Origin of the sequence: Paraburkholderia sp. Ac-20342 (assembly GCF_017104985.1) — a bacterium.
Taxonomy (GTDB): Bacteria; Pseudomonadota; Gammaproteobacteria; order Burkholderiales; family Burkholderiaceae; genus Paraburkholderia.
In genome coordinates this window covers 14,714-38,707 of sequence record NZ_JAAGPQ010000079.1, presented here as the reverse complement: position 1 = coordinate 38,707, position 23,994 = coordinate 14,714, and the positions used below count along the sequence as shown (strand labels likewise).

The following is a 23,994-nucleotide window of genomic DNA, read 5'->3' as shown; positions in this document are numbered from 1 at the left end:
GTCGGCCGGGCTCGGGGAGTCCGCGGCCGGCGACGCGGCGGCATCTTCATGCGATGGAGGTAACGAGGCTGCCGCCGCAGATGGCGCGGCGCCGGTTACCGGTGTGGTGGACGGCGCGGGCGAACCCGGCACCGGTGAGGAAGCGCCGGTCGTGCCGGCGTTTTCGGGTTGATTTTCGCTCATGACTGTCGGACAGGCGCCTTCCACGCGAACGAATGAATATGCCCCGATTATCCGTCAGCGCGGCAGGCCCGGCAAACCCACACACAATTGCTCACATTGTTACGGAGCGTGACACGCAGCGGCGTCATATCCCTGCATCACCCTTTTGCGCCCGCGCTTCAGGGGTCCGGCTGCTCGTCGAAAGTTTCCCGCAAGGCGATCTGCATCGATGCGTGAATCTTCACGCACCAGCGCCATACGAGCGCGAGCAGCAGCGCCGCGCAAACCAGCACCGCGACGAGCAGACCGGTCGGCGGCAGGATGCTGCCCGACAGCGCGGCCACCAGCAGAAACACGCCGAGCATCGAGACGATCGGCACGAGATCGGAGATCGCGTAACGCAGCGCGCTCGTGAAGCGCCCCGCCGTCGCCGGCTGCACGCCGACCTCGGCGAGCAGCAGCGCGAGCGACTTCGTCTTGCGATAGACCGCCACGAGAAACGGCAGCGACACGACGAGCGCCACGCTCCACTGCACGACGCGCTGCAGCGATTCGTCGCCGAGCCAGTGCCCGAGCAGCTTGCCGGTATGCGGCGCGCTATACGACACGGTCAGAAAAATCGCCGCGACGAGCGCGAGATTCACCGCGATCTGCAGGATGATCCGCCGCGTCATGCCGAACAGCGTCGGCTCGCCGCTGCCGGTGCTCAGGCTGCGCAGCCATTGCCCGTACAGACCGAACGCGTTGGAGAGCGTCGCGGGCATCGCGCGCGCGAGGCGGCGCGTGAGCGGATCGGCCACGCGGATCAGGTACGGCGTCGTCAGCGTGGTCAGCGCCGAGACCGCCACCGCGATCGGGTACAGAAACGCGCTCGTCACCTTCAGCGTGAGACCGAGCGACGCGATGATGAACGAGAACTCGCCGATCTGCGAGACAGTCATGCCGACGCGCATCGCCGTGCGTCCGTCGCGGCCCGCGAGGAACGTGCCGAGCCCGCACGAGACGATCTTGCCGACAATCACCGCGAACGTGATGATGGCGATCGGCCACGCGTAGTCGAGGATCACGGCCGGGTTCAGCATGAGGCCGATCGTCACGAAGAAGATCGCCGAAAACGCGTCGCGCAGCGGCGCGATCAGATGCTCGATCCGGTGCAGATGGCGCGACTCGGCCATGATCGCGCCGATCAGGAACGCGCCGAGCGCGATGCTGTAGTCGAGCTTGACCACCAGCAGACAGAAGCCGAAGCAGAAGCCGAGCACGGACACGAGCAGCATCTCGTCGCTGTGGGCGCGCGCGACGTAATTGAGCGCGCGCGGCACGAGCAGCACGCCGACGATCAGCGACACCGTCATGAAGAGCAGCAGCTTGCCGAGCGTGACCGCCGCGAGCCCGGCGGACAGCTGCCCGGTCTGCGCGATGCCGGTCAGCAGCACGAGCATCGCGATGCCGAGAATGTCCTCGACGATCAGGATGCCGAACACGAGCTGCGCGAAGCCCTCGCGCTTGAGGCCGAGGTCGGACAGCGCCTTGACGATGATCGTCGTCGACGAGATCGCGAGGATCGCGCCGAGAAACAGCGAATCCATCGGACTCCAGCCGAACGCGCTGCCGATCTCGTAGCCGATCCACAGCATCAGCACGATCTCGGAGAGCGCGGCGACGATCGCCGTCGCGCCGACCTTGAACAGCTTGCGCAGACTGAATTCGAGACCGAGCGAAAACATCAGGAACACGACGCCGAGCTCGCCGAGCGTCTGAATCGTCTGCTCGTCGTGGATCAGCTGGAACGGCGGCGTGTACGGCCCGATGATTACGCCGGCGGCGATATAGCCGAGCACCACCGGCTGCTTCAGGCGATGAAACAGCACGGTGACGACGCCGGCCAGCGCCATCACGACGGCCAGATCCTGAATGAAGCCAATGCCATGGTGCATGAACGCCTTCCTTACAAAAAGTAATTTCCCAGCGCAGTTTAACAAACGGACCGGGGGCGGCTCCGCCGTGTCGGCGTCGCGCTGGCATCGGCATCGGTACGAGGCATGAAGCGCAGGCCGACCGCTGCGCGCCCTGCGTGCCGCGCCATGCCCGCGCAAAACCGTGCTCTACAATGCAGACGACATTCCCGCCGGCTCGACCCGTGCCGCGACCACCGCGCTTACCGGACTTCCACCGACATCATGGCCACTGAATTCACGCCGTTCCCGCCGCTTGCCCAGCTTGCCGCCGATCTCGCCGCCGGCCGCACCACGAGCCGTGCGCTCGTCGAAACCGCGCTCGACAGGATCGCCGATCCGGCCGGCCAGGGCGCATCCGTGTTCATCCACGTCGACGCCGAGGCCGCGCGCGCCGCCGCCGACGCACACGACCGCCTGCGCGCGGCCGGCACCGTGCTCTCGCCGCTCGCCGGCATTCCGGTGTCGATCAAGGACCTGTTCGACATCGAGGGACAGCCGACCCGCGCGGGCTCGATCGCGCTCGCCGACGCACCCGCCGCGCAGGCCGACGCCGTCACGGTGGCCCGTCTGAAGCGGGCTGGCGCCGTGCTCGTCGGGCGCACCAACATGAGCGAGTTCGCGTTTTCCGGACTCGGCCTGAACCCGCACTACGGCCATCCGCTCTCGCCGTACCGGCGCGGCGTGAAAGGCGACGAGCGGATTTCGGGCGGCTCGTCGTCGGGCGCGGCGGCCTCGGTCGCCGACGGCATGGCCGCGATCGCGCTCGGCACCGACACCGGCGGCTCGATCCGCATTCCGGCCGCGCTGTGCGGCCTGACCGGCTTCAAGCCGACCGCCGCGCGCATCCCGAAGCAGGGCGGCGTGCCGCTCTCGTCGACGCTCGATTCGTTCGGGCCGATCGGCGTCTCGGTCGCCTGCTGCGCGCTGGTCGACCGGATCCTCGCGGGGCTCGAACCGCGTATTCCGGCCGCGCGGCCGCTCGAAGGCGTGCGCCTCGGCGTGCTGACCCACTTCGTCACCGACGGCGTCGAGCCCGAGGTCGCGCGCGCGCTCGACACCGCGCTCAAGCACCTCGAAGCGGCCGGGGCGATCGTCAGCGAGGTGCGTTTCGCGCCGCTCGAGCGCCTGCCCGAGATCAACCGCTTCAGCTTTGCGTCGATCGAGGCCTATGCGTGGCACCGTCCGCTGCTCGACAAGCACCGCGAGCAGTACGATCCGCGCGTGCTCGCGCGCATCATGAAGGGGCAGTCGGCCCGCGCCACCGACTATCTGGACCTGCTCGCCGAGCGCGCCGCCATGCTCGACGAAGCCGCACGCACGCTCTGGCAGCACTGCGACGCGGTCGTGGCGCCGACCGTGCCGGTCGTGCCGCCGCGCCTCGCCGACCTGCTCCACGACGACGACACGTTCACCCGCACCAACGCGCTGATCCTGCGCAATCCGAGCGCGTTCAACTTCCTCGATAGCTGCGCGCTGTCGCTGCCGTGCCATCTGCGCGGCGACGCGCCGGTCGGTCTGATGCTGGCGGGCGCGCCGCACGCCGACGACACGCTGCTCGCGATCGGCCGCGCGGCCGAGGCGGTGCTGAACGCGATTCGCTGAGCGCGGGGTAGCGCGGAGCGCGGCGGATTCGGCGGATTCGCTGAGCGTCGCGCGGTTTGCGAGACCTGCGGCAATTTGCCGGGTGCGGCGCGACTCGCGAGACGCGCGGCGATGCCCTGCACACGACGCGGCTCGCGAGGCGCAGGCGATTGGCACGCCGCAGTGCGGTTCGCCGCGCGGTCGCGCGCATCACGGCGCAATCAGCGGCACATCAGCGACATAACAGGGGTTCGCGCTAGAATCGCGGGCACCCGTCCTTTCCGTTTTCAGACAACCCGACGATCCATGAACAACGACTCCGCGATGCTGCGCCGCGAGCGCTCCCTGCTGGTTCTGCTTGGCCTGATCTGCGTCGCCCTCGTGGGCGGTGCGTTGTACCTGCAGTTTTTCCTGCACGAAGACCCGTGCCCGTTGTGCATCATCCAGCGTTACTTCTTCCTGCTGATCGCGATCTTCGCGTTCCTCGGCGCGCGCTTCAACAACTGGCGCGGCGTGCGTCTGCTCGAAGTGCTCGCGGCGCTGTCGGCGCTGGGAGGCATCGTCACCGCGGTGCGGCACGTGTACGTGCAGGCGAATCCGGGCTTCAGCTGCGGCTTCGACGCGCTGCAGCCGGTCGTGGACAGCCTGCCGCCCGCGCACTGGCTGCCGGGCGTGTTCAAGGTCGCGGGCCTGTGCGAAACCGCCTATCCGCCGATTCTCGGCCTCACGCTGCCGATGTGGTCGCTGGTCGGGTTCGTCGTCGCGTTTCTCGTGCTCGTGTCGAGCCTGGTCCGGAATCGCCGCCGCATCAGCTGAATGGATTGGTCGGGCGGGGCGGGTCCGGTTGACGGGGTTGGACGCGGCTGGGCTTCGCGGTCCCGCTAACAGCCCTGTCGCCAGCGGCTTCTGCACTTCTGCGCCGAAAATCGCGCCGTTCTTCGCCGCTTCCCGTCATTCCCCGCCATTCCCCGCCTGCGCGCCGCCTCGGCTCCACAAGCGCGCCGCCGCAACTGCACGGTCCGGGCGCACCACGCACCGTCGCCCGCATCAAGCCCCCACGCAACTTCCCGCCCCCGCGCGAATCGTACAAAGGTCATGACCGCCGCCGAATAAGCTTCATGCGAACCGGGAAATATTTTCGGAACGAGGTAGTGCTATCTTCGGGTATGGATGGCGATCTACGTGCGCGAGGCCGGCTTCGGCGACCCCATGCGTAACGCGCGCCCGGTCCGCACTGTCTTTCGATTCGCCATGACAACGCAAACCATCCGCTTCTATCACCAGGGGTTCGTCCGCGAGATCGCGGGCGTCCCGGCGACGCGCACCGTGCTTCAGCACCTGCGCGAGGACCTGCGCTGCACCGGCACCAAGGAAGGCTGTGCCGAGGGCGATTGCGGCGCCTGCACGGTCGTGACCGGCGAACTCGACGCACACGGCTCACACGGCGGCCTCGCGCTGAAAGCGGTCAACGCCTGCATCCAGTTCCTGCCGACGCTCGACGGCCGCGCCCTCTTCACCGTCGAAGACCTGCGCGCCGCGAACGGCGCGCTGCATCCGGCGCAGCAGACCATGGTGGACTGCCACGGCTCGCAATGCGGTTTCTGCACGCCCGGCTTCGTGATGTCGATGTGGGCGCTCTACGAAAACCAGCCCGCGAGCGCCGGCTTGCCGACCCGCGACGAAATCAACGCCGCGCTGTCCGGCAATCTGTGCCGCTGCACCGGCTACCGGCCGATCGTCGAGGCCACGCAGAGGATGTTCGACTACGCTCGGTATCCGCGCGTCGCGCTCGATCGCGAGGCCATCGCGGCCACGCTGCGCACGCTGCAACGCGACGACACCTTCGAATACCGCGCCCCCGACGCGCGCGGCGCCGCTTTCGGCTCCCCCACTTTCTATGCGCCCGTCACGCTCGACGTCTTCGCGGCGCTGCGCGCGCAACACGGCGACGCGAGCATCGTCGCCGGCAGTACCGACGTCGGCCTGTGGGTCACCAAGCAGTTCCGCGACCTCGGTGACCTGCTGTACACGGGCAACGTCGCCGAACTGAAGACGATCGAGCGCGATGCGCAGACGCTGACGATCGGCGCGGCCGTCACGCTCGAAGACGCCTTCGCGGCGCTCGCCGTCGACTACCCCGAACTCGCCGAGCTGTGGACGCGCTTCGCCTCGCGGCCGATCCGCAATGCGGGCACGCTCGGCGGCAACGTCGCGAACGGCTCGCCGATCGGCGACTCGATGCCCGCGCTGCTCGCGCTCGGCGCCGAGGTCGTGCTGCGCCGCGCACGCACGACCCGCACGCTGCCGCTCGACGCGTTCTACCTCGGCTATCAGAAGACCGCGCTCGCGGCCGGCGAATTCGTGATGGCGCTGCGCGTGCCGCGCCCGGCCGGCAATCTGCGTTTTCGCACCTACAAGGTGTCGAAGCGTTACGACCAGGACATCTCGGCGGTGTGTGGGGCGTTCGCGTTGCGCATCGGCGGAAGCGGCGAGCCTCGCGGTGAAATGCGCGCTGCGGCCCACGCTGAAATGCTCGACGAAACTCACGGCGCAACCCGCGAGGAAACGCCCGGCACCCTCCGCGCGGCCCGCATCGCGTTCGGCGGCATGGCGGCCACGCCGAAGCGGGCCACGCAAACCGAAGCGGTGCTCGACGGCGCGGCATGGAACGAAGCGACCGTGCGCCGCGCGATGGATGCGCTCGCCGCCGATTACCAGCCGCTCACCGACATGCGCGCATCGAGCGCGTACCGGCTCAAGGTCGCGCGCAATCTGCTGTGGCGCTTCTACCTCGAAACGCGCGACGATGCGCCGCTCGCGCTGTGCGACGTGAACGCGTTCGCCTTCGAAGCGGAAGCGTCGGATGCAACGGACGCAGCGAATACGACGCACGCAGCAAACACGCCTGCCGCGCCGCTCGCCAAGGAGGCGCCGCGATGAACCGTACCGATGTCTTTGTCGAACACGCGGGCCAGCACGCCGGACAACGCGCCACCGCATCGAGCGACGTCACGAACGACGCAACGACCGACGCCTCGATCGGCGCCCCGCTGCCGCACGAATCCGCCGCGCTGCACGTCAGCGGCGAAGCCACCTACACGGACGACATCGCCGAATTGCACGGCACGCTGCACGCGGCGCTCGGCCTGTCGCGCCACGCGCATGCGCGCATCGTCTCGATGGACCTCGACGCGGTGCGCAACGCGCCCGGCGTGCTCGCCGTGCTGAGCGCCGCCGACATCCCCGGTGAAAACAATTGTGGCCCGGTGCTGCACGACGACCCGATTTTCGCCGACGGCGAGGTGCTCTATCTGGGTCAGCCGGTCTTCGCGGTGATCGCCGAGACGCATGAACTCGCGCGCCGCGCCGCCGCGCTCGCGAAAAGCGACGACGTGCTGCGCTACGAGCCGCTCGACGCGCTCCTCACCGCCGCCGAAGCGAAAGCCGCGCGGCAGTTCGTGCTGCCGCCGCTGCATCTGCGGCGCGGCGAGCCCGACGCGAAAATAGCCGCCGCGCCGCATCGGCTCGAAGGCCGCTTCGAAGTCGGCGGCCAGGAGCAGTTCTATCTCGAAGGCCAGATCGCCTACGCGGTGCCGAAGGAAATGGACGGCATGCTCGTCTATAGCTCGACGCAGCATCCGAGCGAAATGCAGCAGGTCGTCGCGCATATGCTCGGCTGGCCCGCGCACAACGTCGTCTGCGAATGCCGGCGCATGGGCGGCGGCTTCGGCGGCAAGGAATCGCAGTCGGCGCTGTTCGCCTGCGTGGCCGCGCTCGCGGCACGGCACCTGCGCCGGCCGGTCAAGCTGCGCGCCGATCGCGACGACGACTTCATGATCACCGGCAAGCGCCACGACGCGATCTACGAATACGCAGCGGGTTTCGACGACCGCGGTCGCCTGCTCGGCGTGCGCGTCGAAATCGCGTTGCGCGCGGGCTATTCGGCCGATCTCTCGGGCGCGGTCGCGACGCGCGCGGTGTGCCACTTCGACAACGCGTACTACCTCTCCGACGTCGATATCGTCGCGCTCTGCTGCAAGACGAATACGCAGTCGAACACCGCGTTTCGCGGCTTCGGCGGACCGCAGGGCGCGCTCGTCATGGAAGTGCTGCTCGACGACATCGCGCGCGAGCTGCGGCTCGATCCGCTCGACGTGCGGCTCGCGAACTACTACGGCATCGGCGAGCGCGATACGACGCCGTACGGGCAGCGTGTCGAGGACAACATCATCGCGCCGCTCACCGACGCGCTGCTCGCTTCGAGCGGCTATCGCGCACGCCGCGCGGCGCTCGCCGCATTCAACGCGACCAGCCCCGTGCTCAAGCGCGGCCTCGCGTTTTCGCCGGTCAAGTTCGGCATCTCGTTCAACGTGCCGTTCCTGAACCAGGCCGGCGCGCTCGTGCACGTCTACAAGGACGGCTCCGTACTCGTCAATCATGGCGGCACCGAGATGGGCCAGGGGCTCAACACGAAGGTCGCGCAGGTGGTCGCGAACCAGTTCGGCTTGCCGCTCGCGCGCGTACGCGTGACGGCCACCGATACGTCGAAGGTCGCGAATACGTCGGCAACGGCCGCATCGACCGGCAGCGATCTGAACGGCAAGGCCGCGGAAGCCGCCGCGCGAACGATCCGCGCGCGCCTCGCCGAACTCGCGGCGCAACGGCTCGGCGGCGACGCCAACGACGTACAGTTCGCACACGGCAAGGTAGCCGCGAACGGCGGCGCACTGCCGTTCGAACAGATCGTCAATGCCGCCTATCTCGCGCGCGTGCAGCTGTGGTCCGACGGTTTCTACTCGACGCCGAAGGTGCATTGGGATGCGCAGACGCTGACCGGCCATCCGTTCTACTACTTCGCGTATGGCGCGGCGGTGTCGGAAGTCGTGATCGATACGCTGACCGGCGAATGGAAGCTCGTGCGCGCGGACGTGCTGCACGACGCGGGCCAGTCGATCAACCCGGCGATCGATCTCGGCCAGGTCGAGGGCGGCTTCATCCAGGGCATGGGCTGGCTCACGAGCGAGGAATTGTGGTGGAACCGCGAGGGCCGTCTGATGACGCACGCGCCGTCCACGTACAAGATTCCGGCGGTCAGCGACACGCCCGCCGCGTTCCACGTGCGGCTCTACGAAAACAGCAACGCGGAGCCGACCGTGTTCCGCTCGAAGGCGGTCGGCGAACCGCCGCTGCTGCTGCCGTTTTCGGTGTTCCTCGCGCTTCGCGACGCGATCGCGGCCGCGGCGCCGGGCGCAATCGAGGCGCCGCCATTGCGCGCGCCGGCCACGCCCGAAGCGATACTCGATGCGCTCGACGCGTTGCAAAGCGCCAACCCGTCCGAACCGACGGCGGCACGTACGGTAACCTGCGCGGCAACCGATGCCGCAACCTGCGCGACAACACAGGCATCCACCCACGCAACGCCGCCCGCCAGCGCCGACCACCCTACGCCACCCGCCGCGCCGGCATCTTGCGCGGCTTCGCACGGAGAACCGCCGGATGCAAACCTGGCTCACTGACCTGCAACACCTGCTCGCCCACGGCGACGCCGCCGTGCTCGTCACGGTCGCGCGTGCCGAAGGTTCGGCGCCGCGCGAGGCCGGCACGAAGATGATCGTCACGCGCGAGGCGGCCAAACATACGATCGGCGGCGGGCATCTCGAATGGAAGGCGATCGAGACCGCGCGCCAGGTGCTGCGCGACGGCATGCGCGCACCGCATACGCGCCGGCTCGAACGCTTCGCGCTGGGGCCGAGCCTCGGCCAGTGCTGCGGCGGCGCCGTGATTCTCTCGTTCGAGCGGCTCGACGTCGGCGATCTCGGCTGGATCACCTCGCTCGTGAAGCGCCTCGCGGCCGGTCAATCGACCGTGCGTAGCGTATCATTCGGCCCCGCGCCCACCGCGGTCATGCTGTCCGATCCCGAGCCCGGCATCGACACGGCCGATTGTCTGCTGTGGGACGGCGCCGGTTTCGACGACAGCAGCGCGCTCTTGACCGAAACGATCGCCCCCGGCGAATTCGCGGTCGTGCTGTTCGGCGCCGGTCACGTCGGCGCGGCGCTCGTGCGCGTGCTCGCGACGCTGCCGTGCACGGTGCGCTGGGTCGACGAGCGCGACGCGCAGTTTCCCGCGCTCGACACGCTGCACGCGCCGAACGTGACGATCGATGCGAACGACGCGCCCGACGAAGCGATCGACCAGGCCGCGCCGAACACGTACTTCGTCGTGATGACGCACAACCACGCGCTCGACCTCGAGCTGGCCGAGCGCATCCTGCGGCGCGGCGACTTCGCGTTCTTCGGCATGATCGGCTCGCACAGCAAGCGCAAGCAGTTCGAGCACCGGCTCGCGGCGCGCGGCATCGATCCGGCATGGATCGCACGCATGAAGTGCCCGCTCGGCGTCGACGGCATCGTCGACAAGTCGCCCGAGATCATCGCGATCTCGGCGGCCGCGCAGGTTCTGCAGGCCGTCGAGGCGAACGCGGGCGGGCGCCGCGCGTCGCAGGCGGTGTGATCCGCGGGCCGCGCACCGCGCCGATCACGCATGCCGTGCATACCGATAGTTATCCAACACACCATTCCAAACCACGATGAACACCACCACCGCTACCCCGCTTTCACTCGCCGACAAAACCGCGCGCGCCCCGAAGGCCGAGCTGCACATTCACATCGAAGGCTCGCTCGAACCCGAGCTGATCTTCGCGCTCGCGCAACGCAACGGCGTGAAGCTCGCCTATGAATCGGTGGAAGCCTTGCGCGCCGCCTACGCGTTCACCGATCTGCAATCGTTCCTCGACATCTACTACGCGGGCGCGAGCGTGCTGCTGCACGAGCAGGACTTCTACGACATGACGATGGCCTACGTCGAGCGCTGCCTCGCCGACAACGTGATCCACAGCGAAATCTTCTTCGATCCGCAGACACACACCGAACGCGGCGTGCCGATCGCCACGGTGGTGGCCGGCATCGAGCGCGCGCTGGCCGACGCTGAAAAACGCGGCATGTCGAGCAAGCTGATCCTGTGCTTCCTGCGCCATCTGTCCGAGGAAGACGCGCTCGCCACCTTCGACGAAGCGCGGCCGCTCTTCGAGCAGTACCGGCATCGGCTGATCGGCGTCGGGCTCGATTCGTCGGAGCGCGGCCATCCGCCCTCGAAGTTCGAGCGCGTGTTCGCGAAGGCGCGCGCGCTCGGCCTGAAGCTCGTCGCGCATGCAGGCGAGGAAGGGCCGCCCTCGTACGTCTACGAAGCGCTCGACGTGCTGAAGGTGGATCGCGTCGATCACGGCGTGCGCAGCATCGAAGACCCGGCGCTCGTCACGCGGCTGGCCGACACGCGCGTCGCGCTGACCGTGTGCCCGCTGTCGAACCTCAAGCTGTGCGTGTTCGACGATATGACCCAACACACGCTGAAGGACCTGCTCGAGCGCGGCGTCGCGGTGACCGTCAATTCCGACGACCCGGCCTACTTCGGCGGCTACGTGAACGCGAACTACCTCGCGACGATCGACGCGCTGAAGCTCGATGCCGCCGAGGTCTACACGATCATCCGCAACGGCTTCGAGGCGTCGTTCGTGACGCCCGAGGAACGCCACGCGCTGATCGCGAAGCTCGACGCGCACTGGCAAGAGAACGGTCCGCACTGACGCGGCCTTATTTAACCGGGGCTTTAACCGGGAGCTTTAGCCGGAAGCGCCGAGCGAAGGCGCTAGCCGGCGGCATCGGTTGCGCTCGCGCAGAAGAACCCGCGCGAATGCAAGCGCCACCACGCCATTTTTCGCCCAGATTTCAACATTCGGAGACAGCTTTTCCATGACTGCATCGGCTCACACCACGCCCGCCGCGCAAACCGCATTCCGCGCGCAACTGCTGACCTTCACCGGCGATCCCGCGCACTCGCCGAACGCGGCGGTCTTCCACGAAGACGGTCTGCTGATCGTCGAGGACGGCCGCGTCGTCGCGGCCGATGCATATGCGACGCTCGCCGCGCGGCTCGCGCCCGGCACCCAGCTCGTAGACCGGCGCGACAAGCTGATCGTGCCGGGCTTCATCGACACGCACATCCACTATCCGCAGACCGACATGATCGCGTCGCCGGCGCCGGGATTGCTGCCGTGGCTCGACACGTACACGTTCCCGACCGAGCGCCGCTTCGCCGACCCGGCCTATGCGAACGACACCGCGAACTTCTTCGTCGACGAACTGCTCGCGTGCGGCACGACCACCGCGCTCGTCTACTGCACGGTCCACAAGCAGTCGGCCGAGGCGCTCTTTGCCGCGAGCGAGGCGCGCAATCTGCGCATGGTCGCGGGCAAGGTGCTGATGGACCGCAACTGCCCCGAGTTTCTGCGCGACACCGCGCAATCGGGCTACGACGACAGCGACGAGCTGATCGGCCGCTGGCACAATCGCGGCCGGCAGATGTACGCGCTCACGCCACGCTTCGCGCCGACCTCGACCGAAGCGCAGCTCGAAGCCTGCGGCGCGCTCGCGCAACAGCATCCGGACCTCTTCATCCAGAGCCACGTCGCCGAAAACACCGACGAAGTGAAGTGGGTAGCCGATCTGTTCCCCGGCCACCGCAGCTATCTCGACATCTACGATCACTACGGCCTGCTGCGCCGCCGCGCGGTGTACGGCCATTGCATCCATCTCGACGAAGAAGACCGCCGGCGCATGGCGCAGACCGGCGCGCTCGCCTCGCACTGCCCGACCTCGAACCTGTTCCTCGGCAGCGGCCTGTTCGATTTCGACAAGGCCGACGCGGCCGGCATGCCGATCGCGCTCGCCACCGACGTCGGCGGCGGCACATCGTTCTCGATGCTGCAAACGATGAACGAAGCGCACAAGGTAGCGCGCCTCGGCGGCCATCATCTGACGGCGACGCGCATGTTCTATCTGGCGACCGCCGGCGCGGCCGAAGCGCTCGATCTCGCGGACAAGGTCGGCACGCTGCGCCCGCACACCGAAGCGGACTTCGTCGTGCTCGATCCGCAGGCGACGCCGCTGCTCGCGCGCCGCACGGCGCGGCGCGAATCGCTCGAAGAACTGCTGTTCGCGTTCGCGCTGCTCGGCGACGATCGCGCGGTGTACGAAACGTATGCGGCCGGCCAGCGCGTGCATGCTCGCGACGCTGCGCGGCAGCGCGTGCCGGGAAGCGCGCAGATCGCGGCCTGAGGACAGTCGTTACGCCCAAGGCAAAGCGGCGCTTCGAATAATCACGAAGCACCGCTTTTTTAATACCTTGGCGGCACCTTCGCACACCTTCCTGCGCCTTCTCACACGCGCTCAACCCGCCTTGCACACCTCGTGCAGCGCATTGAGCCGCCTCACCGGCTCGGCCACATACGGATTCGACTCGTCCCACGCATAGCCCGCGAGCACCGCACAGATCATGCGGCGGATCGACGGCGTCTGCTCCGGGTAGTAGATGATGTCCTGCAACTCGCCCGTGTACCAACGCTCGACGAACGCGCGGAACGTATCGATGCCGCGGCGCAAGGGCACGTCGTAATCGGCGGCCCAGTCGATCGTCTCGCCGTCGAGTTGCCGGTTCAGCGCGCGCGCCGCGAGATGCGCCGAGCGTAGAGCGATCGTCACACCCGACGAAAACACCGGGTCGAGAAACTCGCCCGCATTGCCGAGCAACGCATAGCCGGGCCCATGCAGACGCTCGACGTTGGCCGCGTAGCCGCCGATCTGCCGCACCGGCATCAGGAACGGCGCCGTGCCGATCAGGCGGTTCAGCGTCGGCTCCTGCTGGATCAGCGTGCGCAAGGCCGCTTCGCGCTGCGCTTCCGGCATGTCGAGAAAGCTCGCCTCGGCCACACAACCCACCGACGAACGGCCGCCCGCGAGCGGAATCATCCAGAACCACACGTCGCGGCGCTCGGGATGCGTCGCGATGCAGATCTTGTTGCGATCGCTCGCGTCAAGCGCGAGACCGTCGCGCACGTGTGTGAAGAGCGCCGCGCGCGTCGGCATGCGTGTCGGCGCTTCCAGATTCAGCAGACGTGGCAGCACACGCCCGAAGCCGCTCGCATCGAGCACGAAGCGCGCCTCGACCCGATACGCGGTCTCGCTTTCGTCGACCACGTCGAGCACCGGCGCGTCGCCCGTTTGCAGCGCACACACCGTGTGGCCGAAACGCACCTCGGCGCCCTGCGCGGCCGCGCAGCGAATCAGCACGTCGTCGAACTGCGCGCGCTCGACCTGATACGTGGTGCCCCAGCCCGCCGAATGCTTGTCGCGAAAGTCGAACGACGAGTACTGGTCGCGATAGACGAAATACGCGCCGTTCTTGTGCTGGAAACCCGCCTCGACGACGGCCTGCAGCATGCCGGCCTCTTCGAGATACGCCATGCTCTGCGGCAGCAGGCTCTCGCCGATCGAGAAGCGCGGAAAATGCTGGCGCTCGAGCACGAGCACCGAACGGCCGGCCTTGCGCAACAGTGCGGCGGCCACCGCGCCCGCCGGACCCGCGCCGATGATCGCCACGTCGACGGCGGTCCGCTTTGATGAATCGATCTTCAAATCTCTGCTCCAACGGTGTGCATGCGTGCGACGCACGCGGGGTTTGCATGCTGCGCGCGGCATCGCGCGATACATGGACTTCTCGTTACAATCCGGTTTCAGACAGCAAGAACACTGTAAGAACACTGTTTCGCCGGGGAGTGCATCGTGTCGTCATCCGAAATATCCAATGTGCCCTTTGTGCCGGAAACGGCCTTCGGAATCTGGTTCCTGCGCACCCACACGTGGGAACATCACGTGCTGCGGGTGGCGATCGACGACCTCGCGCGCCTGATCGATACACCGCTGCCCGAGGCGCCCGTCATCGTCGATGCGGGCTGCGGGCAAGGTGTCTCTTTCCGTCTGCTCGCCAACGCGTTCAAGCCGCGCCGCATCGTCGGCGTCGATTACCATGCGCCTTCGCTGATGCTCGCCGCGCAGGCCGCGCAGGCCTGCCGCGAGACCGTCGCCGACATCGAACTGCTGCATGGCGACTGCGCGCAACTGCCGCTGCCCGATGCGAGCGCCGACCTCGTGTTCTGCCATCAAACCTTCCATCATCTCGTCGAACAGGACCGCGCGCTCGCCGAATTCCACCGCGTGCTGAAGCCGGGCGGCGTGCTGCTGTTTGCCGAATCGACCGATGCGTACATCAAGTCGTGGGTGATCCGGCTGCTGTTTCGTCATCCGATGCAGGTGCAGAAGAGCGCCGACGGCTATCTCGACATGATCCGCGAGGCCGGCTTCCGCTTCGGCCCGCGCAACGTGTCGCTGCCCTACCTGTGGTGGAGCCGCGCGAAAGACTTCGGCCTGCTCGAACGGCTCGGTCTTTATCGGCCGCAGCCCGGCAAGCGCCGCGAAACGCTCGTCAATGTCGCGGCGGTCAAGACCGCGTCCGACACCGATTGACACGGTTTCCCGTTGCGCGAGGCGCCGTGTGACGCTTCGTTGCGAACGGACTGTGGCTGCGCGCCCGAGGTTCAAGGCGCACTCGATCCGTGCCCGATCCGTGCTCAAGCCACGCCTAAGCCACGGCTAATTCACGCTCAACCCGCGTCCAGCACGACCAGTTGCCCGCGCACCGCCAGCGCGGCCGCGCTCGGACTCACGCCGCACATGAAGCTGCTCGACGAACTCGTTTCGGTGCTGTGAAAGCGCGTCGACACGTCGATCACCGCATTCGCATGACGCTCGCGCGCCGCCGCGCGCAGCTTGCCGACCGCTTCGGCCAGCGCGAGATGACACGCTTCGTTCGGGTCCGCCACCTTGCGCGCGATCCGCACCGAGTACGACACGTCGCCGAGATGCGTCTTCACCGGACGATGATCCTGGTCGCCGAAATACACCGGCACTTCGCCACGCGACTCGCCACCGGCCGCCGCGAACGGCAGCGACATCACCTGCGTCGCGCAGCCGGCCTGCGTCAACGCCACCACCAGCATCGCGCCAACCCCGCAAAACCTTTTCATTCTTATCCTCTCCCTTTACGCTTATTTGCGGCCGCTTTGCGCGCTCTACGCGTTTTTGCGCGCTTCACGCTTCACTTTCACTATTACGCGGCCAGTTGCCGTGGCGAGCCGGCGAACCCGGCTCAAGCACCTCGCCACGCTTCGAACATCAGGCTCGCGCAACTGCCGCCGAACCCGAATGACACCGACATCGCGCTGCCGATGCGTGCAGCGCGCGCCTCGCGCACGAGCGGCATGCCCGCCGCTTCCGACTCCGGCGTATCGATGGCCGCCGTTCCCGCGATAAAACCATCGCGCATCATCAACAGCGTGTAGATCGCTTCGTGCGCACCGCATGCGCCGAGCGAATGCCCAGTCATGCCCTTCGTCGACGAAAACGCGGGCACGCCTTCTTTCGTTGCGCCGAACACGTCGCGCAACGCATGCAGTTCCTCGACGTCGCCGAGCGGCGTCGACGGCGCGTGCGTATTCACGTAATCGGGACGACACCCCGCTTCGGCAAGCGCGCCGCGCATCGCGCGCGCGATGCCGGCCGCGCGCGGCGCGACCATGCCGGCGCGATCGGTGCAATCGCCGAAGCCGGTCAGCTCCGCGTGGATGCGCGCGCCGCGCGCGAGCGCGTGATCGAGCGCTTCGAGCACGAGCACGCCGCCGCCCGACGCGATCACGAAACCGTCGCGCTGCGTGTCGTACGGACGCGAGGCGCTGTGCGGCGTGTCGTTGAAGCGGCGCGACAACGCGCCCATCGCGTCGAACAGCAAGGTCACGTTGTCGTGCAGCGCCTCGCTGCCGCCTGCGAGCACGATCTGCTGGCGGCCGGTCTGGATCAGCTGCATCGCCTGGCCGATCGCGAGCGCCGAGGTCGTGCAGGCCGACGACGGCGAGTAGCCGACGCCTTCGAGCCCGAACATCTGCGCAACGTTGGCCGACGCGGTGCTGCTCATCGCCTGCGGCACCGTGTACGGCGGCACCTTGTCGACGCCGCGCGCGTGCGCAATCGCCAGCGCCGCGTCGTAGCTCGCCAGCGCGCCGACGCCCGAGCCGATCACCGCGCCCGCGTACGGCGAATGCAGCGCCTCGCGCGCGAGCCCCGCGTCGTCGATGGCGCGCTGTGCCGCATGGCAGGCAAAGCGCGCGGTGTCGCCCATGAAGCGTTCGAGCTTGCGCTCGAACGGCGCTTCGTGCGCCACCGACGCGACGCCCGCGACCTGCGACGCCAACCCGCGCTCGCGCCATGCCTCGACCCGCGTGATGTGCGAACGCCCCGCGCGCAAGGCGTCGGATACGTCGTCGAGCGTATTGCCGAGACACGACACGATGCCCATGCCGGTCACGACCACGCGTTGCAGCGCGCCGCTCATCGAACGCGCCGGAAAATCAGCGACGTGTTGATGCCGCCGAACGCGAAGTTGTTGCTCATCACGTACTCGGCATCGATCTCGCGCGCGCCGCCGACGATGTAATCGAGCGCCGCGCAGGCCGGATCGACGGTGTCGAGATTCAGCGTCGGCGCGTACCAGTTGCGCTTCATCATCTCGATGGTCCACCACGCTTCGAGCGCGCCGCATGCGCCGAGCGTGTGGCCGACGTAGCTCTTCAGCGAACTGATCGGCATGCGCGCGCCGAAGGTCCGCGCGGTCGCATGACTCTCGGCGACGTCGCCGCGATCGGTCGAGGTGCCGTGCGCGTTCACATAGGCAATCGCTTCGGGCGCAAGCCGCGCGTCCCGCAGCGCGAGCTGCATGGCGAGCGTCATCGTTTCGGCGGTCGGCTGCGTCATGTGCGCGCCGTCCGAATTGCAGCCGAAGCCAACCACTTCCGCATGAATCCGCGCGCCGCGCGCTCGCGCATGTTCGTACTCTTCGAGCACCAGCGTGGCCGCGCCCTCGCCGACCACCAGACCGTCGCGCGCGGCATCGAACGGGCGCGGCGTCAGCCGCGGCTCGTCGTTGCGCGTGCTGGTCGCATAGAGCGTGTCGAATACCGCGACCGCCGGGCCCGACAGCTCTTCCGCGCCGCCCGCGAGCATCAGCGTCTGCTTGCCCGACTGGATCGCCTCGTAGGCATAGCCGATCGCCTGGCTGCCCGAGGCACACGCGCACGAAGTCGGGATGATGCGGCCCTTGAGGTCCCAGAACAGGCTCACGTTGACGGCCGTCGTGTGCGGCATCATCTGCACGTAGCTGTTCGACGTGACGTTGCTCATCGAGCCGGTTTCGAGCATCGTGCCGAACGCGCGGATCGGCTGCACCGAGCCCGACGACGAACCGTAGGCGACACCCATGCGGCCGTCGGCAATGCTCGCGTCGCCGGCCAGGCCCGCATCGGCGAGCGCGAGTTCGCTCGCGCGCACCGAGTACAGCGAGACCGGCCCCATCGAGCGCACCTTCTTGCGCGGATAATGCGCGGGCATCGCGAACCCCGGCAGCGGACACGCAAGCCGCGTATGCAGCGATTCGAAGTAATCCCACTCGGCAATGCGGCGCACCGCGTTCTCGCCGCTTTTCAGGCGCGCCTCGATCGCGTCCCAGCTATCGCCGAACGCGCTCACGCCGCCCATGCCGGTAATGACGACGCGCTTCATCAGACCATCCCGCCGTTCACGCCGATCACCTGGCGCGTCACGTACGACGCGTCATCCGACATCAGAAAGCTCACCACCGACGCCACTTCGGACGGCTGGCCGACGCGGTTCATCGGCACGGTCTTCAGCGCGTGTTCGAGCGTCACCTGTTCGAGCATGCCGGTCTCGACGAGACCCGGCGCGACGCAGTTCACGGTGATGTTGCGCGAGGCGAGTTCGACCGCGAGCGCCTTGGTCGCGCCGATCAGCCCCGCCTTCGCCGCGCTGTAGTTGACCTGGCCGCGATTGCCCATCACGCCCGACACCGACGCGATCGTGACGATGCGCCCGCCCTTGCGCGCGCGCACCATCGGCATCGTGAGCGGATGCACGACGTTGTAGAACGCATCGAGCCCGGTCTCGATCACGATGTCCCAGTCTTCCTCGGTGAGCGCCGGAAACGCGGCGTCGCGCGTCACGCCCGCGCTGCAGACGATGCCGTAGTACGGGCCGTGCGCGGCGACGTCCGCTTCGAGCACGTCGCGGCACACGGCGCGCTCGCGCACGTCGAACTGCAGCACGCGCGCCGTGCCGCCCTGCGCGGCGATGCCCGTCGCGACCGCCTCGGCCTCGCTGCGTCCCGTGCGGCAATGCACGGAGACCGCGAAGCCGTCGGCGGCCAACTTGTACGCAATCGCGCGGCCGATGCCGCGGCTTGCGCCGGTAACGAGAACACGCCGGCTCATGAACTGAAACTCCCTTCGATGAATGACTGAAAATCGGGCGGCTGAAATACCTTGATGACGGCTTCGGCGCAGCGCACGTCGTCCGCGTCGATCGTGCATTCGTACGCGCCGTGGCCTGCCTCGCTGCGCAGCAGCTCGCTCGCGCGAATGCGCAAACGCGCGCCGCCGGCAAACGCGGGCCGCGCCGCCTGGTAGCTGCGCGAGCCGAGCAGCACGCCGGGCCGCGCGTGGCCGCCGTTGCGCATCGCGAGCAAGGCGACGTGCGCGGCGATCGACTGCGCCATCAGTTCGATGCCGATCCACGCGGGCATCGCGCCGTCGGCGTCGGCATACCACGCGTGCGGGTCGACGCTGGCGCGCGCGCTCAGCGTGGTTTCGTCGAACGTCTCGACCGCGTCGATCAGCAGCATGCTGCCGCGATGCGGGACGATCGCCTCGATCGGCTGGCGCAGGAGTTGCTCGACAGTCAGAAGCGGAGTCGTCATGCGCGTTACCGGGCGAGGATCAGGCTGACATTGCTGCCGCCGAACGCGAACGAATTGCTCATCGCGTATTGCGGGCCGGTGCCGTGCGGCAAGCGGCGCGCGTCTTCGACGAGATCGAGCGCGGGCAGCTCGGGATCGGCTTCGCCGTCCCACAGATGCGGCGGCAGCGTCGCGTTTTCGCGCGCGAGCGCGAGCCACGCGAAGCCGAGTTCGGTCGCGCCGGCCGCGCCGAGCTGGTGGCCGGTCAACGGCTTGGTGCCGCTCGCGGCGACGCCGCCGGGAAACACGCGCGCCATCAGTTGCGCTTCCATCTCGTCGTTCTTGCGCGTCGCGGTCGCGTGCAGATTCACGTAGCCGACCGCCGACGCCGCGATGCCCGCATCGGCCATCGCCCCGCGCAGCGCGAGTTCGCCGCCGACGCCTTGCGGGTCCGGCGCCGAAATATGATGCGCGTCGCTCGATTCGCCGAGGCCCGCGAGCCGCACCGCCGCTTCGTCGCGACTCATCAGGAACACGGCCGCGCCCTCGCCGACGTTGATGCCGCAGCGGTTGCGGCTCATCGGATTGGTGCGCGCGCCGCTCGTCGATTCGAGCGAGGCAAAACCCTGCACGGTCAACTCGCACAGCGAGTCGACCCCGCCGACGACGACCGCGTCGCACAGTTGCAATTGCAGCAGACGGCGCGCCGACGCGAACGCTTTCGCGCTCGACGTGCAGGCCGTCGAGATCGTGAACGCCGGCCCCTGCACGCCGAGCGCGGCGGCGGCGAATGGCGCGGCCGTGCCGATTTCCATCTGCCGGTAGTTGAAATTCTCCGGCAGCTCGCCCGCCTGCGCGTGATAGACGAACGCGGTTTCGGCCGCCTCGATGCCCGAGGTGCTGGTGCCGAGCACGACGCCGATGCGCTCCGAGCCGTAGCGCTCGCGCGCGGCGTCGATCGCGGGCGCGATCTGCGCGAGCGCAGCCAGCAGCAGGCGGTTGTTGCGGCAGTCGTAGCGCGCGAGATCGGCGCGCGGCGCGAGATCGAGCGGCGCGAGCACGCTGCCGACGAACGCATCGCCGATACCGGTATGCGCGGGGCCCATGCCGGGCGCGCGCGCGGCGGCGAGCGCCGGCACGATTTCGTCGAGATTGCCGCCGAGCGCGTTGATCATGCCGAGCGCGTGCAAATAAACGGGTGGCGCTTTCATGCGGCTCTCCCTGATTCCGATGACTTGCGCGATGGCCTGTGCGCCGACCTGCCCGCTGCCATGCCCTCGTCCTCGGGCATGCCGATAGGCGCAAGCAGCACCGCGACCGCGATGCCGAGCGCGAGCGTCGTGCCGAAGCTCCTGAGCGCGGGCATCGCGCTCATGCCGAGCATGCCGAACGACAGCAGCGTGGTCGCCGCCGACAGCAGCACGCCGGTCCATACCGCGCCGAGGTCCGCGTCCGCACGCAAACAGCCTTCGCGCAGAAACACCGCATAGTTTGCGCCGACGCCGAGCACGAGCATCAGCGCGAGCCAGTTGAACAGATTGAGCGGCACGCCCGCATAGCCGAACACCGCCAGCGCGACGCCAACCGCAAGCAGCACCGGCAAGGTCGTCGCGATGCCGCCGCGCGGCTTGTAGCGCAGCATCAGCAGCACGCAGACGAGCACGAGCGCACCGCCGAGCCACCCACCGCTATCCCGGCGATAGGCGCCGAACAGCTTCGACACGCTCGCCGCCTTGTCGACGAATACGACGCCGGGCAGGCCGTGCGCGAGTGCGATCAGCGTGGGCTCGTTGCGCGGCGTCACGCCTTGCGGAATCACGACGACCGCGTAGCTTTGCGCATGCGGCGGGTTCGCCTGGTTCGCCTGACTGGCCGGATTCGATTCCACTGCGCCGAGCCATAGATGCCGGTACGGCTGCGACCACGGCACCGCGAGCCAGCGGTCCACGGTCAGCGGCGCTTGCGGTTTCGCAAAGGCCGCGAGCCATGCATCGGCGACTTCGTCCTTGAAGCCCGCTTGCAGCAGGATCGCGCGCAATGCAGGGGCATCGTTGAATACGTGTTGCGCGAGCAGCGCGCGAGCTTCGTTCTGACGCTGCGCGGACGGCACGAACTGCGTGATCGACTGATAGCCGCCGACGCTATCCGCGGTGCCGTTCAGCGCATCGAGCTTCGCGCCGAGCGCTTCGGCGCGTTGCAACACCGCTTCCTGGGTCGCGCCGCGCACCACGAAAAACTGCGCGCTGTTGTCGACGCCAACCGCTTCGCGCACCTGGTTTTCCTGCGCCACGAGCGACGCATCGCGCTGGATCAGCAGATGGATATCGTCGTCGCTCGTGAGGCGCAGCCAGCCCGGCGCGGCGACGATCAGCAGCACCGCGGCGAGCGGCCAGGCGCGCTTGCCGCCGATCGCGCGCTGCCAGCCCGCGAGCAGGCGCGCCGCGCCGTCGAATACGCGCTGCGGACTGCGCCGCGGCGCGCGCGTGAGCAACGCAGGCAGCAGCCATAACACCGACGCGAACGCGGTCGTAATGCCCGCCATCGCGAAGCACGCGATCTGCTTGAGCGCGGGGAACGGCACCCACATCAGGATCGCGTAGCCGAGCAGGCTCGTCGTCAACGCGACCGTCAGCGCGGGGCGCACCGTGCGTGCGCCGAGCCGCGCATCCCAGGCGCGCCCCGCGCCGAGATAGACGACGAAGTACTGGATCGAATAATCGACCGCCTCGCCGATCAGGCTCGCGCCGAACACAAGCGTCAGCAGATGCAGCTTGCCGAAGACCAGCAGCGTGGCCGCGAGCGCGCAGACGATGCCGAGCGCCGTCGAGACGAAGCCGAGCAGCAGCAGACGCGGCGAGCGGAACACCCACATCATCAGCAACGCGATCCCGCACAGCGAGGCGATGCCGATCAGATGCACCTCGCGCTCGGATGCGCTGCGCGCGGCCTCGGCGTAGAACACGGCACCCGTGCGCGCAACCGTGACGTCGGGGAAAGTCTGCCGCAGCGTGCTTTCGGCGTCGGCGAGCGCCGCGTGGACCGCGCGCTGCGTTTTCGTTTCGTAGGCGGAGCCTGGCAGCGTCGCGACGATCAGCACGCTCGTCGTGTCCCCCTGCGCGTCGTGCCGATGCGATACGAGCAGGTTGTCCTCGACTTCGAGATTCGACGTCGCGAGCGGCAGATTGCCGAGCCAGCGTTCGAGCCAGCCGAACGGATCGTCGGCGAGTTGCGTGTTAAGGCCGGCTTGCAGCGGGCTGTAGAGGCGCTGCGCGAGCTGGTCGCGCAAGGTCGCAGCGACGGCGGACGTGTGCGTCGGTGTCGATGCCGATGTCGATGTCGATGTCGATGTCGATGTCGATGTCGATGTCGATGTCGATGTCGCCGACGGTACTCCGCCCGCGAGCGCCGCACGATCGGTCGGTGCGAGCAGGCCGAAGCGATACGGCATATAAAGCGCCGCGATCTGCGACAGATCGAACGGCGGCAATTCGGCCGTCACCGAGGCGAACGCCGCGCTCTTTTGCAACGATGCGCCCAGTTGCTTCGCCGCCGCTTTCGCGTGCGCGTCGTCGCGGCTCGTGACGAGCAGCACCGTGCGATCGCCGAGCGCGCTCGCGAGCGTATCGACCGCTTTTTCGGCGACCGGGTCCGCCTCGGTCGCGGGCAGCAGCGCGAGCAGATTGGTTTCGAGCGGCGCCGGTCCCGCGAAGCGCCAGCCGCAATACAGGGCCGCCAGCAGCGCGAGCACGAGCCATGCCTGTTTCGCGGACCGCTGCTGCAGCATGTCCATCACGGCGCTCCGAACAGATTGCGCTCGGCCGCGGTCGGTGCGTCGACGGTCACGCTCTTCGCGAACTCGAGCTTCGTCACGTCGCCGTTCGCGAGCCTGATGCGCAGGCTTTGCAGATAGTCGCCGCCCGCCATGTCGAGCCCCTTGATCGATTGCGCGAGCTGCGGCTGGTTTGGCGTGAGCCGCATGCGCCACTGCGCGGCGCTACCCTCGGCGGCCACGTCGAACTGCGAGTACAGCGCGGACAGATCGCCGCCAAGCATCGCGCGCATCATCTTCGAGACCTGCGCGACGCCGCGCGCGCCCTGCGCGCTGTACGTGGTCACGCGTTGGCCTTCGGCGTCGAGTTGCGCGACGCCCGCATCGGTGATGACGTAGGTGGCTTTGTAGGGCGTGTCGATCTGCCAGATCACGCCGCGCTCGCGGAAAAACAGCAACGTGCCGCTGCTGACGAGCGGCTGCTTCATCGCGGCGAGCGTTTGGGTCTGCGTGAATTGCGCGCGCACGCCTTTGGCCTGGGCGAGATGCGAGGCGATCTGCGAGACGAGCGCAGGGTTGTTGGCGGTTGCGGTTGTCGTTGCGGTTGTCGTATTCGCGGTGGCAGTGGCATTTGCACCGGCATTTGCGTTTGCAGCGGCGGCATGCGCCGGTGTTGCCGGCCATGCGATCGCGCACGTCACAGCCATTGCGCCCAATACCCAGGGGGCAACCGCGAACGCCGTCTTCCGATTCATCGCCCCTTCCATCGGCTTC

Annotated in this window: 18 protein-coding genes; 8 read left to right on the top strand and 10 right to left on the bottom strand. The window is 68.1% G+C overall.

The genetic code is table 11. The annotated features are described in order from the left end of the window. Window positions 1-341: 341 nt before the first annotated feature. Window positions 342-2,099, bottom strand: a complete 1,758-nt coding sequence (locus tag G3N58_RS25880) for a cation:proton antiporter (RefSeq protein WP_167046827.1) — start codon at window positions 2,097-2,099, stop codon at window positions 342-344. Window positions 2,100-2,342: 243 nt separating this feature from the next. Here G3N58_RS25880 and G3N58_RS25875 point away from each other — a divergent pair, with 243 nt between their 5' ends. The 7 genes from G3N58_RS25875 (at window position 2,343) to guaD (ending at window position 12,874) form a co-directional block, all read left to right on the top strand. After that, complete coding sequence (locus G3N58_RS25875) at window positions 2,343-3,722, top strand: amidase (protein WP_206000551.1); 1,380 nt, start codon at window positions 2,343-2,345, stop codon at window positions 3,720-3,722. Between the two features lie 285 nt (window positions 3,723-4,007). Further along, window positions 4,008-4,517 (top strand): disulfide bond formation protein B, encoded by a 510-nt coding sequence (locus G3N58_RS25870; RefSeq protein ID WP_167046821.1) that lies wholly within the window; start codon window positions 4,008-4,010, stop codon window positions 4,515-4,517. 435 nt (window positions 4,518-4,952) lie between these two features. Then, on the top strand, window positions 4,953-6,641 hold the full coding sequence (gene xdhA / locus G3N58_RS25865) for a xanthine dehydrogenase small subunit (protein ID WP_206000550.1): 1,689 nt from the start codon (window positions 4,953-4,955) through the stop codon (window positions 6,639-6,641). Then, entirely contained in the window at window positions 6,638-9,217 is a 2,580-nt protein-coding gene (xdhB, locus tag G3N58_RS25860) for a xanthine dehydrogenase molybdopterin binding subunit (protein WP_206000549.1), read from the top strand. Before xdhA ends, xdhB begins: the two co-directional genes overlap by 4 nt. Beyond that, window positions 9,198-10,214: a xanthine dehydrogenase accessory protein XdhC gene (xdhC, locus tag G3N58_RS25855; RefSeq protein ID WP_167281513.1), complete on the top strand. Its 1,017-nt coding sequence runs from the start codon at window positions 9,198-9,200 to the stop codon at window positions 10,212-10,214. The genes xdhB and xdhC overlap by 20 nt, the downstream gene beginning before the upstream one ends. A 76-nt stretch (window positions 10,215-10,290) precedes the next feature. After that, window positions 10,291-11,343: an adenosine deaminase gene (locus tag G3N58_RS25850; protein ID WP_206000548.1), complete on the top strand. Its 1,053-nt coding sequence runs from the start codon at window positions 10,291-10,293 to the stop codon at window positions 11,341-11,343. Window positions 11,344-11,509: 166 nt separating this feature from the next. Next, a complete protein-coding gene (gene guaD, locus G3N58_RS25845) occupies window positions 11,510-12,874 on the top strand; it encodes a guanine deaminase (RefSeq protein WP_206000547.1) in 1,365 nt (454 codons plus the stop codon). Window positions 12,875-12,985: 111 nt separating this feature from the next. Here the strand turns inward: guaD and G3N58_RS25840 are convergent, their stop codons facing one another. After that, window positions 12,986-14,230, bottom strand: a complete 1,245-nt coding sequence (locus G3N58_RS25840; RefSeq protein WP_206000546.1) for an NAD(P)/FAD-dependent oxidoreductase — start codon at window positions 14,228-14,230, stop codon at window positions 12,986-12,988. 147 nt (window positions 14,231-14,377) lie between these two features. Between G3N58_RS25840 and G3N58_RS25835 the strand changes: the two genes are divergently transcribed. Continuing rightward, window positions 14,378-15,118, top strand: coding sequence for a class I SAM-dependent methyltransferase (locus G3N58_RS25835; protein ID WP_206000545.1), 741 nt, complete (start codon window positions 14,378-14,380; stop codon window positions 15,116-15,118). 137 nt (window positions 15,119-15,255) lie between these two features. Here the strand turns inward: G3N58_RS25835 and G3N58_RS25830 are convergent, their stop codons facing one another. From G3N58_RS25830 to G3N58_RS25795, 8 genes are all read right to left on the bottom strand, one after another. Then, window positions 15,256-15,678, bottom strand: a complete 423-nt coding sequence (locus G3N58_RS25830; protein ID WP_167046799.1) for a signal peptidase — start codon at window positions 15,676-15,678, stop codon at window positions 15,256-15,258. A gap of 122 nt (window positions 15,679-15,800) precedes the next feature. Continuing rightward, window positions 15,801-17,039 carry a beta-ketoacyl synthase N-terminal-like domain-containing protein gene (locus tag G3N58_RS25825; protein ID WP_167281521.1) on the bottom strand — a complete coding sequence of 413 codons (1,239 nt, stop codon included), beginning with the start codon at window positions 17,037-17,039 and terminating at the stop codon, window positions 15,801-15,803. After that, entirely contained in the window at window positions 17,036-18,262 is a 1,227-nt protein-coding gene (locus G3N58_RS25820; RefSeq protein WP_167046793.1) for a beta-ketoacyl-ACP synthase, read from the bottom strand. The genes G3N58_RS25825 and G3N58_RS25820 overlap by 4 nt, the downstream gene beginning before the upstream one ends. Then, window positions 18,262-18,987, bottom strand: coding sequence for a 3-ketoacyl-ACP reductase FabG2 (locus tag G3N58_RS25815; protein ID WP_206000544.1), 726 nt, complete (start codon window positions 18,985-18,987; stop codon window positions 18,262-18,264). The genes G3N58_RS25820 and G3N58_RS25815 overlap by 1 nt, the downstream gene beginning before the upstream one ends. Continuing rightward, window positions 18,984-19,472 (bottom strand): hotdog family protein, encoded by a 489-nt coding sequence (locus tag G3N58_RS25810; protein ID WP_206000543.1) that lies wholly within the window; start codon window positions 19,470-19,472, stop codon window positions 18,984-18,986. Before G3N58_RS25810 ends, G3N58_RS25815 begins: the two co-directional genes overlap by 4 nt. A gap of 5 nt (window positions 19,473-19,477) precedes the next feature. Continuing rightward, a complete protein-coding gene (locus tag G3N58_RS25805) occupies window positions 19,478-20,662 on the bottom strand; it encodes a beta-ketoacyl-[acyl-carrier-protein] synthase family protein (RefSeq protein WP_206000542.1) in 1,185 nt (394 codons plus the stop codon). After that, window positions 20,659-23,241: an MMPL family transporter gene (locus G3N58_RS25800; protein WP_206000541.1), complete on the bottom strand. Its 2,583-nt coding sequence runs from the start codon at window positions 23,239-23,241 to the stop codon at window positions 20,659-20,661. Before G3N58_RS25800 ends, G3N58_RS25805 begins: the two co-directional genes overlap by 4 nt. Beyond that, window positions 23,241-23,975, bottom strand: coding sequence for an outer membrane lipoprotein carrier protein LolA (locus G3N58_RS25795; protein WP_241017234.1), 735 nt, complete (start codon window positions 23,973-23,975; stop codon window positions 23,241-23,243). Before G3N58_RS25795 ends, G3N58_RS25800 begins: the two co-directional genes overlap by 1 nt. Between the last annotated feature and the right edge of the window lie 19 nt (window positions 23,976-23,994).